Raw genomic sequence first — 12,874 nt, 5'->3', positions numbered from 1 at the left:
CGATGAAGATCGATGCTCATCATCATTTCTGGAACTTGGAGAAGGTCGCCTATCCGTGGATGGATCCGGCCTTCGGGCCGATCTGCCGGAACTTCGAAGCGGAAGAAATGGAACCGTTCGTGCAGAAAGCAGGCATCGACAAAACAGTGCTTGTCCAAGCGGCGAATTCCTATGAAGACACGGCTTCTATGCTGCAGATCGCGGCCGAGAAAACATGGATCGGCGCGGTCGTCGGCTGGGTGCCGCTGAACATTCCGGAAATCGCCGATAAGAAATTAAGCGATTATGCAAGGAACCCTTATTTCAAAGGGGTAAGGCATCTTATTCACGAAGAGAAAGACCCGGACTGGATCATTCGGGACTCCGTCATCGAAGGGCTCAAGGTGCTGGCCTCCTATGGTTTAACTTTTGATCTGGTCGGCGTATTCCCGAACCACCTGAAGCATGTTCCCTACGTGGCCGCGAAGGTGCCGGAATTGAGGATGGTCATCGATCACTTCGCCAAACCGCCGATCAAGGAGAAGGGAATGGGGGCGTGGGCGGAGCAGTTTGCCGAAGCGGCCAGATATCCGAATGTGTATGCCAAGGTGTCCGGCTTAAACACTGCAGCCGATCCTGATTCCTGGACAGCGGACGACTTAAAACCGTACATCGACTACGCGATGAAGCACTACGGCGCCGGAAGGCTGATGTTCGGCAGCGACTGGCCGGTCGCTAATCTCGCAGGGGATTACGCGAAAGTATGGGAACAAACGAATATCGCCATCGCGGACTATTCCGAGCAGGACCGAGACGCGATCTTGGGCGAAACGGCGAGAAGCTTCTACGGGATTCGTTGCTGAGGGGGGATTGAAGACGGCTATTTTGAATACGTCGGATCAAAAGGGTTTTAACCGATCCTTGCCAAGAGCCGCTTGAAACCCGCCAGCCCGGCGAATGATGGGCGTCGATCGAAGAATTGTTCCATGTCGATTAATATTCATAGACTGGTGTTAATTTCGGATGTCTCTCTCGAAACTGCGAGTCTCAAGCTCGCATCTTGGGAGGCATCCTTTTCTATATCGGGCAACGACGCGCAGCGAATCCGTCTTGGAGAAGATTATGCGTTAGTGTGAGATGAATCAGTTTCACGATAATCGATGAAATAGTGTGTCATTTATTCGAATTTTTACATTAAATATTGTGTGCTATATATGTGATTCGTTATATTAATGACATACTAATTAAGGCGGGGATGAAATTGCGGATTGGCATAAGCGGAATGGGGAGAATTGGAAGGCTTTGTGTTCGTAAAGCGTTTTCGGATCATTCGACGGATTATCAATTAACAGCGATCAACTCAACCAGTCCGCCTGCAGTGTTGGCGCACTTGTTGAAATATGATTCCGTTCATGGAACATGGGATGCCGAAGTCGCGGCAGAAGGCAATGATCTTCTGATCAACGGAAAGCGGGTAGCCATAGTAGCGGAAAGATCGCCAGAGTCGATTCCTTGGCAGCAGTTCGGCGTCGAATTGGTGATTGATGCGACGGGTAAATTCAATGATCGGCAGGGAGCACAAAGACATCTACATGCGGGCGTACAAAAAGTGCTGGTCACTGCGCCAGGCAAGCAGATGGATTTGACTGTCGTAATGGGCGTGAACGATGATCGATATGATCCTGACGCGCATCGGCTTCTATCCACCGCTTCGTGCACGACGAATTGCTTATCGCCCGTACTCAAAGTGCTCGATGACGCTTTCGGCGTCCGCCAAGGCTGGATGACAACCATTCATGCATTTACGAACGATCAGAACCATCTCGACAACTCGCATAAAGATCTTCGGCGTGCCCGTTCTTGTACGAGTTCGATTATTCCGACTTCGACTGGCGTCAGCAAGGCGCTTGCTGATGTGCTCCCGCATTTGGCGAAGCACATTCAGGGATGGTCTGTTCGCGTACCGACTCAGGATGTATCGCTGCTTGATTTGCAGGTTGATCTCGAACGATCCGCAATTGCCGATGAGGTACGGGAAGTTTTCCGTCAGGCGGTTGCCGGGAAGATGAAGGAGTACGTGGGGTACAGTGAACTCCCGTTAGTATCTGCCGACTATATCGGCAATGATAAGTCCGCCGTTATCGATGGATTAAGTATTCTGACACGTGGGAATCAGGTCAAATTGTTAGCTTGGTATGACAATGAGTGGGCTTACGCTTCAAGGGTCATGGATTTCACTGCATTGGCAGGCAAAATGGGAAAGCCGGTCTCAACCAAAAGTAGTCAATCTCGTGAAAAGAGATAATGTTTTGATATTATTACGTGTAACCTGTTAGTATCTTTGTGTGAAGAGGAGGGATGTCATATGGAACGGGAACGCAAGACGCCCGAACGTCTGCTGCATGAGCAGTACATGCTGCTGGATACGCCGTTTCGTCTTTTTCGCCATCAGGTCGAATGGGTCGTGTCCGTACATTGGCACGAATTTTTTGAAATCGCGTTGGTGACGTCGGGGGCGGGGACCCATATTTTCAACGGAAAAGCCAAGCCTTTGAAGCGTGGAAGCCTGTTCCTGTTGACGCCGGCCGACTTCCACGAGATTGTCCCGGACGCGGGTCAGACTTTGCACTTGTTTAACGCCATCTTTGTGCAGCGCTACATCCGTTCAGAACTGCTGCAGTGGATCTATCAAGCAGGCGAAGGCATCCAGGTTGAGCTGGAGGAAGATAGGCTGCTGCCGATCGAGCGGGAATTCGAGCGGATGTGGGACGAATCGGAGCAGCCAGTTCAAGGTGGGGAATGGGTCATTGCCGGTGCATTGGAACGGGTGTTGGTGGAGGTCATGCGTAGTCAACGGGCGGGTCGCCTGAGTGTCGGACATGGTGGGAACGCTGCTATCCATCCCGCGATCGTCAAGGCGGTGACGTACATATCCTTCCAATTCCACGAGCCGCTCACTCTGGCATCGACTGCCCGCCATGTCGGCTTGTCCGCCAACTATTTTAGCGAATGCTTTCGCAAGGAAACGGGAGTGTCCTTTCAACGGTTTTTGCAAGATTCGAGATTGCAATTCGCCCATTCCATGCTCGGCGTGACGCAGCTTCCGATTACGGAAATCTGCTACGCCTCCGGATTCGGCAACTTGTCGCATTTTGAGCGCGCGTTCAAGAGTAAGTATGGTCGGACGCCAAGGCAGGCTCGACATAGGGGCGGATTAACGTCGACAGAATGATGACCTGAAGATATGCATACTTTTCCATTGGAGCGTACAAGTAATGCCGACTAGTCTTCGAGATAATGGGGGTGTGGCTTGAATCACATCTATCATCGACAGGAGGCGTCGGTATATGTCTAACCCATCCAATAACCGATTAACGCAAGAAGAAGTGGAATTTTATCGCGAGAACGGGTACTTGCTTCACCATAAGCAAGTGTTCGGTCCGGAGAAGCTGCGGGAACTGAGCGATATTTTCGAGGAACAGTGGGAAATGGTCGGGCGGAAGCTGAACAGAGAGCTGGATACGCCGCATTTCCGGGACGAGCGCTTGCTGAAGTTCCTGCTCTCCGACGAAGTGCTGGACCTGGTTGAGCCGTTGATTGGGCCGAATATCGGCTTATGGTCAAGCCACTTCATCTGTAAGGAGCCGGTCATCGGCAAGCAGACGCCGTGGCACGAAGATTCCGCTTACTGGGACGGACGGTTGACCCGCTTCGACAAGATCGTAACGATCTGGCTGGCCATCGACCGCAGCTGGAAGGAGAACGGTTGCATGCGGGTTATCCCCGGCACGCACCGCGACGGGTTCTCCGAATATGAAGAGGTCGGATTAAAAGACAATATTTTCGAAACGGAAATTAAGAAGGTAGATGATTCCAAAGCAGTGTACTTTGAATTGGAGCGAGGGGAATGCTCGCTGCACGATTCGCGCATTATCCACGGTGCACAGGCGAACCAGAGCCAGTATCGGCGCTGCGGTTATACGATGCGATACTTCGCGACCGACGCGAAGGTGATTCCGGAGAAGAACGAGGGCTTCAAAATATGGCTGGCCAGAGGTAAGGACATCGCCGGCAGTTCGTTCGTCAACGCGTAAAGCGATGTGCCGATTCGAAGGAGGAACAGCCAAGGATGCAGCTTAGGCTGATCTAGGCGTTATGGGTGCTATTATTCAAGCTATCTAGCTACAAGATTGAGTCTGGAATATTCAAAGCGGAGACGCAGGGAACGGTCAATTGAATTGAGATAAATCTTAAGAGCCCTCTTCATCAAACAAAAGGGCTCTTTCACGAATTTAAAAAGGACTCGCTTTACTCGTATCCGAACACCATCGGGCAGTTCGATAATATCGGATCAGGACATCGACAGCCTCATCCGTCCGAAGATAGGTGAGCGCCTCCGCTGCATAGGCTCTGACGTAGCGGTCTTTGCTATGCAGCGCTTGTTCCAAGGAACGGACAACTTGTTTGGCATCGCCATCCTTACCTGTACGAAGCAACGACAGTGCTGCCGTATAGCCGATCTTGTTGCTGATATAGCTTTGATTGCTAATGTACATGTCGTTCGAACTTTGAGCTTCAGATTCGCTGTGAAGAGATTCCTCCAGTATTTTCGTCAAGGCAGGAACGACAAGATCTGATGCATTTCCGATCATCCCCAACGCTTCGATCGCATTTCGGCGAACCCATTCGCTAGTATCCTGCAAGCTTGCGATTAACGAAGGAACCGCTTCATCTGCTGCAGAGCCGATCATTCCCAGCACGAACGCCGCTAGCGCCCTTCGCTTCTCATCTTTATGCTCTAGCAGTTGGAGCAACGCGGGTATTGTCTCCACGCCGGCTCCCTGCAATCCGTATGCAGCACGTTCCGCGACCAAAGTTGTCCCGCTCGCGATATGACAGATTAATTGTTCGACTCCTGCGGGTCCCATATGACCAAGCGCATAGGAGGCGTTCAAGGCCGTCGTTTCTACCGGATCGCTCAGAAGGAGGCCTAATGCGGAAGCGCTGGAAGCGGCGGCCTCTCCGAGCAGTCCCAGTTCGTCCGCGGCCCGGCCGCGAACGTCTGCATCCGCGGCTGTAAGTTGTTGCTGAAGTTGCGCTAATCGAGCCGCGTCGTCCGATGGCGTGCCGGCTTGCCTCGACGTCCGTTCCCCACGAAGCCAGTCCCATACATCCTGCCACAGGTTCAAGTGGAAAGCAGGCGCCCCCTCCGGAACAATCATTTCCTTGTTTTGATGATTCCAGCTCGGATATTTCGGCTCGTGAAGTCTGACGAACTGGAACTTCAGCATATAGCGATCCATATCGGTCACATTCAGCGTTGCTTTATGCCACAAGTCGAAATGGACCAAAACCATCGTTCCCGCCTTGCCCGTCGGCAACAGCGTCTCGCCCCGATCGCCGATAAACTTCTCATAATATTGCGTGCCCGGCATGATGGCGGTAGGTCCCAACTCCTCCGTAATATCGTGCGTGTAATAGAAAATCATTGCCCACCACGGCCGGTGACTGCGCATGGACGACCAATAGCCGTCCTTGTGCCATTGCCCGCCGCCCGGCGTCTGGTTTTTCGGCTGGTTGTAATGGCAGTGCCGATGCGGATGCATGTAATAGTCGGGACCGAGCACACTCGTTAATGCGCCTTTGACGACCGGCGTGTCGAAAAACTGCTGAATGTCCGGTACGCGCGGCAAAATGTTGTTCCCCGGGTTGCCTTCTTCATGAAAAACATGATAAATCTCTTTCATAACGCTCTGATGGAGCTGAAGCGGCAAGTCGTTGCGTAGTACGAAGTAGCCTTTCGTAATGAACTGCATCATTTGTTCATCCGTCAACAAATATTTGCTATCCAGCATAGTTGAACTCTCCTTAAATGGCGTGTTTCATTCAATAACATTGTATCAACCGGCCATTCTGATGTATTTACAGAAGCGTCAACCATTTATACAATCGTCATATTAATTATTCGAATTCCAGGCAGAGGAAGTGGTCCAAAAATGGATTTCGCAGGCTTTCATCCGTATGTGTACTATGCAACCCGGTATCCTTTTTCCAAAGCTCAAGAGAGCCGCAATCGGCATTGCTATGCTTCCTCGCTCTACTTGATTAGCGAAGGTAAAGGCGTTGTTCATACAGTCGGCCGCACGTACGAAGTGCAGCCCGGTTCCCTGGTCTACATGCAGGCTGGACAGCCGCACGATTGGATTGCCGACAGCGTTGACCCGATCGTCCACATCTGCTGTTATTTCGATTGGTCATACGTGGATCGCCATGCGGTTTTCCCCCACCCTAGTACAATCTGCTATGACAAGGCTCAGTTGCAGCCGTCATTGATCGGGCCTGCATTTCCTCACTTCATCCCTGAGCATGTCAAAGTGGAAAAGCCGCGAATATGGATCGATCAGTTCGAGACGTTTTACACCGATAACGAGTATACAAACGAGCGGACGTTCGTCCGCAGTTTAAAAGTTCAAAGTCGTTTTCAGCAGTTTATCGAGTTTTTCCTCGCCTCTGCTCTGAAAGAGGAGCAGATCCCCGATCCTCGCATGTACAAGCTGCTTGAACGATTGGATCAGGACCTGGTGCGAGGCGATCTGCAGCCCTTGGCCGCCTACTATAATGAATTGCACATCAGCCGAGGGTATTTTTTTGATCTGTTCAAACAAGCGACCGGGATACCTCCCGTTCAATATATCAATCAATATCGGATTAACCGGGCGAAGGATGATTTGCGCTTTACGAGCATCAGTGTCACCGAAATCGCAGAAAAGCACGGGTTCTCTTCCGTGCACTACTTCTCAAAGCTATTTCGCCAGCTAAGCGGCAGATCGCCGCGGGAGTTTCGTGAGGAGAGTAAGTGATCTGCGGCTTATGAAGAGAAATATCCAACCTATCTCCCGGCAATGCCGGACATTGGCTGGTGGAAGTTCAACGAAACGATATTTGAAAATTTATTGGTAATTAATATTTAAAAATCACCAGTTTATTCGAATTTTATCGTTTCCTTTCCCGTGGCGCGGGATTATGCTGACTGACACCGGGAACTTCTAAGCAGCTATGCATCTTTCACATAGCGAAAACATAGGAGTTCCCTTTTCTATTTGAAAGGGGGGGGTGTTCATGACAAGATGACCAGCATGTAAAGGTTGGATATTGCAAAATGGAGCAGATGAAGGCTAATGGAAAGGAGAAATCGCAATTCGTCTGGCATTCCAATTGCTTTTCTAATTAAAGGAGGCAATTTCATGTTCAAGAAAACAACCAAAACCTTGCTTGCTGTCCTTGTGATGATGTCCACTTATTTTTCGATGGCGCAATTCGCTTTTGCAACTCCCTATAACCCGAATACGTACTGGTTCATGAATGCGAAGTACGGGGTGTTCGTGCATTATTTGAATCATATTCAGAATGGCGTAGATCAGTTTGGGACGGTCAAGAATACTTTGTTGACCCAAGGCAAGGCGGGCACTTCTTGGGACGAGGTCGTAAATGATTTTAACGTCAATACGTTTGCGGATCAAATGGAGCAAGCAGGGGCAAAGTACGTGATTTTTACCGTGCAGCAGGTTAGTCAATACATGATCGCACCGAACGCGACTTATGACCAATACACGGGTTATCAACCAGGCGAAGCAACGTCGCATCGCGATCTGATCAGCGATTTATACGATGCTTTAAATCCGAAAGACATTAAACTCATGCTGTATTGGACGGGCGACGGACCTCGTTGGGATGAAAAAGCAAGCGCAGGCTTGGGTTACAGCGGCATCAACGATACGTTCGTTAAGCGTTGGAGCAATGTTGCAAAAGAATATAGCTTGCGGTACGGGAATAAAATCGCCGGTTGGTGGGTGGATGGATGTTATTCAGATACCGGTTCAGGTAGCGACTATAATACTGCGCGCTTGCAAACTTTATCCGATGCATTGAAAGCGGGCAACCCGAATGCCATTGTCGCCCTGAATCCGGGGATCACCGATCCTGTCCGAGCATACGGTTCTTCGTTCGAAGATTATACGGCTGGCGAACATGATAGCTTACCTGTATTGCCGACTTCGCGCTTTGTAAACGGCGAACAGTGGCACACGTTAACGCATTTAGGAAAAACGTGGGCGAATACGGATCTGCAGTTCTCGAACTCCCAAATCATCGATTATCTTCAAAATGCATCATCGATTGGTGCGGTCGTCTCTTTGGATGTAGCTCTCTTCAGAGACGGTTCCATCGGTTCTGATTCGTTGTCCCAATTGCAGGCGATTAAGGCGGCGTTGTCATCCGTACATCGCAAGCCCTATAATTTGTCCTTGACGGCCACGGCAACGGCATCAAGCCAATTTAACAGCAATTATGTACCTTCAAAAGCCATCGACAATTCGATTGCGTCTGATTGGGCTTCCTTGGGCGAGTTAAATCCTTGGATCCGAATGGATTGGAGCTCAAGCCAAACGATCAATAAAATCACGTTTAACGATCGGCCGAATGGTACGGATTGGGCGCCTGGTGGAACGCTTACGTTCAGTGACGGAAGCAGTGTGACCGTTACAGGAATCCCGAATGACGGCAGCGCGTATTCTGTAACTTTTCCCGATAAAACGGTCACTTGGGTGAAGTTCCAAGTATCGGGCGGAAGCGGCTCGAATGTTGGACTAGCCGAATTCCAAGCTTACCGGTCAACGAATGTCGCCAGCACTTCGATAACGACAGCCTCGTCATCCTTTGATAGCAGATATACGCCCGATAAGGCGATAGACGGCATTATTAGTCAGCATGGTACGGGCGAGTGGGCCTCCCTGCATGAATTGAACCCTTGGATCAAACTGGATTGGAATACGTCTCAATTGATAAATAAGATTACGTTCTATGATAGGCCGAATACGACTGACTGGACACCTGGCGGAACGCTGACCTTCAGCGACGGAAGCACGCTTGAGGTTACCGGCATCCCGAATGACGGAAGCGCTTATTCCGTAACATTCCCTAATAAGTATGTGTCTTGGGTCAAATTCCAGGTAGCGAACGGAAGCGGTTCCAATGTCGGTTTATCCGAACTCAAAGTATTCAGCGACGGCATCTTGAGCCAACCGGTGACGGGAATCACGCTAAGCGCGAATGCCTTAACGCTCAGCGCAGGCCAAATCTATTCGTTGAAGCCTATCATTCTCCCATTAAGCGCTATAAATCAAGCAGTAAGTTGGAGTTCAAGCAATCCGTCGGTTGCGACCGTCAATTCCAGCGGCGTCGTGACGGCTGTTGCTAACGGTTCGGCAACCATTACCGTCACGACGGCGGATGGCAATAAAACGGATACGAGCGCCATTACCGTTGCCCCCCCACCTTCGCCGGTTCCGGTAACGGGCGTTAGCCTAAGCCCGAGTTCGGCTACGCTGGATATCAATACGGTCATGGACTTAACGCCTACGATTGCACCGAGCAACGCGACCAACCAAAAGGCAACGTGGAGTTCCAACAAACCGAGCGTCGCAACGGTCGTGAACGGCGTCGTCCGGACCTTTGCCGCAGGCAGTGCGTTGATTACAGTGACGACGGCGGATGGGAGCTATACGGCAACGAGCAGTATTACGGTCATTCACAATCTCGTTGGAACCGCAACGGCGACAGCATCTTCAGTGTTTAATAGCAATTATGCGGCCTCCAAAGCCATCGATGGAGTCACCGGCGTTCACGGCAGCGGCGAATGGGCTTCGCTTGGACAGCTGAATCCGTGGCTGCAGCTGGACTGGAGCAGCAGTCAAACGATGAATAAAATCACTTTCTTCGACAGGCCGAATACTACCGACTGGGCACCGGGCGGAACGCTCACGTTCAGCGACGGAAGCTCGTTGACCGTTACAGGCATTCCGAACGATGGCAGCGCTTATTCCGTGACTTTTCCGAACAAGACGGTCACTTGGGTGAGATTCCAGGTGTCCGGCGGAAGCGGGTCAAATGTCGGTTTATCGGAAATGCAAGTGTATGCACCGTAAAGTTATTATGTAACGGAAGACTTCGCAGACTGTTCGTGTTGTTATTTCAGAATAGTATTCGATATTTTTCGATGTTGCGAAAATGACTTTGGTAAGCATGGAGTGCTTGGATTTCGCAATTTATTTTCGAATGGATTGTTAGAAATCAAGTGCTCCATGTTTCTTGGAAAAACGGCAGGCCAAATCGGTCTTGAGCTGAATGCGAGCAGCCAGTTGAGCGTCCAGATTGCGCAAGCGGTTGATAACGGTCCGTTCCAGTCGAAGATATAATAAAGTGTTAGGACTTTAACCCAATCTTGCACTCGGACCGAAAATGGCGTAAAATGAAATCCATCTGAAATTTCAGATTTTAGATGGATTTCACTACGCGCGAAAGGGGGAACTGGATGTTCGATCTTGCGCACACGGAGCTTTCGGAGAAAGTCTATCAATTGCTTAAGAAGATGATTTTGAATCGGGAGTTTGTCGGCGGACAAAGGCTGGATTTGCGAGATTTGGCGCTGAAAATGAACATCAGCCGCACTCCGCTGAACGAAGCGGTGAAAAGGCTCGTTCTTGAAGGATTGATGGAGGTTAAGCCGAGATCCGGCACATTCGTCTCCACGTTAGATGCAACCGCCATCAAGGAAGCGACAGAGATCAGGCGGATGATCGAGACGTGGTGCGTCATTCATCTAACGCCACCACAGGCGGAACAGCTTGCGGTCACGCTTGGCAGCATTCTCGAACAAGCGCAAGCGTCGTTAGCCGCGGATGCGTTCGACTTTCAAAGCTTCCTTGAGCTTGACGTTCGCTTTCACATCGAAATCGTCAGAAGCGGCGGCAATCCCCGCATGCTGGAGCAGTACAAGTCTTTGAACAACTTTTTTCACGCGGCAAGAGTGTTTTTCTTCCAAAATTCCGAGCGTTCCGTCTCCGGACATCAAGAGCATCAAGACTTCGTCGCCTCGATCAAGCGTTATGATCTACAGGAGGCATCACGGAAACTGGAAGAACATATTTTGAAGAGCGAATCGATTATGATCGAGTATTTGCAAAGTAACGGCGGGATGCTTTAACTAGCATCTTTATTTTTGGGACAACTGAAATTTCACATTATAGATTTTAGAACAAAGGAGATTATTCATATGACACAAACTCACCAAATCGCAGGATTCGATTTCGATTTTCTGGAGCAAAATTTGTACTCGGCGGTCATTGCCGACATTCTTGACGATCTTGGCTACCGCAATCAAACGTTCGGAACAGGCATCCGGCTGATCGATCCGAGCTTGAAAATTAGCGGACGCGCATTTACGGCTCAAGCAGCCAAAGTGTTCGAGATTCCGGCGGAACCTTACAAGCTGCAGATGAAAGCGATCGACTCGGTGTCGCCCGGCGAAGTATTCGTCGTCTCTACGGGCGCTCCGGACGAAGCGGCGTTCTGGGGAGAACTGATTGCTACAGCATGCCGGGCACGCGGTGGACGCGGTGCGATCGTGGACGGCTTAAGCCGCGATACGGCGAAAATCATGGAAATGAAATTCCCGCTGGCGACGAGAGGGCAAGTTCCGACGGATTCCAAAGGGCGCATCAACTTAATCGCGTACCAGCAACCGATCGAGATCGACGGCGTCCGTATTCGTCCCGGCGATTATGTGTTCGCGGATATCGACGGCATTGCGGTTATTCCTCAAGAAGTCGAAGAGGAGACGATCCGCAAAGCGATGGAAAAGGTCAGCGGGGAGAACGTCGTCAGAGAAGCGCTTCAGAACGGGATGTTGTGCACGGAAGCTTTCAAAACGTACGGTATTTTGTAAGTTGAGAAGGCCACAAAGGGGGACGGTCATTTGAAGCTCGGACTCGGACTATATCGCGATCGATTAACGAAGGATAATTTCCAATTTGCCAGACAAGCCGGCTGTACGCATATCGTCGCCCATCTGGTCGATTACTATAACGGTATCGAGGGCTTGCCGTCGACCGACAAAAACCGGAATATGGGCGTTGCGAAGCCTAATGACGAAATTTGGTCTTACGAGAGCTTGCGCGCGCTGAAGCAAGCGATGAATGACGAAGGGTTAGTATTCGAAGCGATCGAAAATTTCAGTCCGGCGGATTGGTACGACGTGTTGATGGACGGTCCGAAGAGACCGGAGCAGATGGAGAATCTCAAGCGAATCATCCGCAACGTGGGCAAAGCGGGCATTCCCATCATCGGCTACAATTTCAGCATTGCCGGCGTATGGGGGCATGTGAATCGTCCGGTTGCCCGTGGAGGCGCCGTAACGGCAACATTTAATCTTCAGGAAGGGCCGGAAGAAACACCGATCCCGTATGGCCAGATCTGGAACATGACCTATGATTTTAATCCTCCGGCGGGGTTCATTCCTCCGATCTCGTCCGAAGAACTGTGGGAACGGCTGGAACGTTTTCTGAAGGAGATCGTTCCCGTCGCCGAGGAAGCGGGCGTCAAGCTGGCGGCCCATCCCGACGATCCGCCGATGCCGGCGATTCGCGGATATGGCCGGCTTGTAAATCAACCGCAACTGTACCAGAAGCTGCTCGATATCGTTCCAAGCGCAAGCAACGCACTGGAATTTTGCCTGGGTACGTTGCAGGAAATGACGGACGGCGATATCTACGACACGATCGATCAATATAGCAAACAGAACGCAGTCGGGTATGTGCATTTCCGCAACGTCAAAGGAAAAGTGCCTCATTATCAAGAGGTGTTCGTGGACGAAGGCGACATTGACATGATCCGGGCGCTGCGGGTATTCAAGAAAAACGGGTTCGACGGTGTATTCATTCCAGACCACACGCCGCAAATGACGTGTAAAGCGCCTTGGCATGCGGGGATGGCCTTCGCGCTCGGATACATGAAAGCAGCGCTTGCGATCGTGAATCAGGAATAAGGGGGAGCGGCTTGC

The 12,874-nt window shown here is 50.8% G+C and carries 10 protein-coding genes; 9 read left to right on the top strand and 1 reads right to left on the bottom strand.

Going from position 1 to position 12,874, the window contains the following annotated elements:
• The first annotated feature begins 2 nt into the window (after positions 1 to 2).
• From ACFPOF_RS15320 to ACFPOF_RS15305, 4 genes are all read left to right on the top strand, one after another.
• A complete protein-coding gene (locus ACFPOF_RS15320) occupies positions 3 to 842 on the top strand; it encodes an amidohydrolase family protein (protein ID WP_378134094.1) in 840 nt (279 codons plus the stop codon).
• 392 nt (positions 843 to 1,234) lie between these two features.
• A complete protein-coding gene (gene gap, locus ACFPOF_RS15315; protein WP_378134093.1) occupies positions 1,235 to 2,284 on the top strand; it encodes a type I glyceraldehyde-3-phosphate dehydrogenase in 1,050 nt (349 codons plus the stop codon).
• Positions 2,285 to 2,344: 60 nt separating this feature from the next.
• On the top strand, positions 2,345 to 3,211 hold the full coding sequence (locus ACFPOF_RS15310; RefSeq protein ID WP_378134092.1) for an AraC family transcriptional regulator: 867 nt from the start codon (positions 2,345 to 2,347) through the stop codon (positions 3,209 to 3,211).
• A 115-nt stretch (positions 3,212 to 3,326) separates the two neighbouring features.
• The gene (locus ACFPOF_RS15305; RefSeq protein ID WP_378134091.1) at positions 3,327 to 4,073 is read left to right on the top strand and encodes a phytanoyl-CoA dioxygenase family protein; all 747 of its coding nucleotides are present in this window, start codon (positions 3,327 to 3,329) and stop codon (positions 4,071 to 4,073) included.
• 198 nt (positions 4,074 to 4,271) lie between these two features.
• On the opposite strand, the gene ACFPOF_RS15300 is transcribed toward ACFPOF_RS15305, so the two are convergent.
• Positions 4,272 to 5,834 carry a HEAT repeat domain-containing protein gene (locus ACFPOF_RS15300; protein ID WP_378134090.1) on the bottom strand — a complete coding sequence of 521 codons (1,563 nt, stop codon included), beginning with the start codon at positions 5,832 to 5,834 and terminating at the stop codon, positions 4,272 to 4,274.
• Positions 5,835 to 5,975: 141 nt separating this feature from the next.
• Here ACFPOF_RS15300 and ACFPOF_RS15295 point away from each other — a divergent pair, with 141 nt between their 5' ends.
• From ACFPOF_RS15295 to ACFPOF_RS15275, 5 genes are all read left to right on the top strand, one after another.
• Positions 5,976 to 6,839, top strand: coding sequence for an AraC family transcriptional regulator (locus ACFPOF_RS15295; RefSeq protein ID WP_378134089.1), 864 nt, complete (start codon positions 5,976 to 5,978; stop codon positions 6,837 to 6,839).
• Between the two features lie 384 nt (positions 6,840 to 7,223).
• The gene (locus ACFPOF_RS15290; protein WP_378134087.1) at positions 7,224 to 9,962 is read left to right on the top strand and encodes a DUF7402 domain-containing protein; all 2,739 of its coding nucleotides are present in this window, start codon (positions 7,224 to 7,226) and stop codon (positions 9,960 to 9,962) included.
• A 386-nt stretch (positions 9,963 to 10,348) separates the two neighbouring features.
• Complete coding sequence (locus ACFPOF_RS15285) at positions 10,349 to 11,020, top strand: GntR family transcriptional regulator (RefSeq protein WP_378134085.1); 672 nt, start codon at positions 10,349 to 10,351, stop codon at positions 11,018 to 11,020.
• A 69-nt stretch (positions 11,021 to 11,089) separates the two neighbouring features.
• Positions 11,090 to 11,761, top strand: coding sequence for an RraA family protein (locus ACFPOF_RS15280; protein WP_378134083.1), 672 nt, complete (start codon positions 11,090 to 11,092; stop codon positions 11,759 to 11,761).
• A 30-nt stretch (positions 11,762 to 11,791) separates the two neighbouring features.
• Positions 11,792 to 12,859, top strand: coding sequence for a mannonate dehydratase (locus ACFPOF_RS15275; protein WP_378134081.1), 1,068 nt, complete (start codon positions 11,792 to 11,794; stop codon positions 12,857 to 12,859).
• The last annotated feature ends 15 nt before the right edge of the window (positions 12,860 to 12,874 follow it).

This window comes from Cohnella soli, from assembly GCF_042655525.1.
GTDB classification, from domain to species: domain Bacteria; phylum Bacillota; class Bacilli; order Paenibacillales; family Paenibacillaceae; genus Cohnella; species Cohnella soli.
This window is presented reverse-complemented; position numbering and strand designations above follow the sequence as displayed.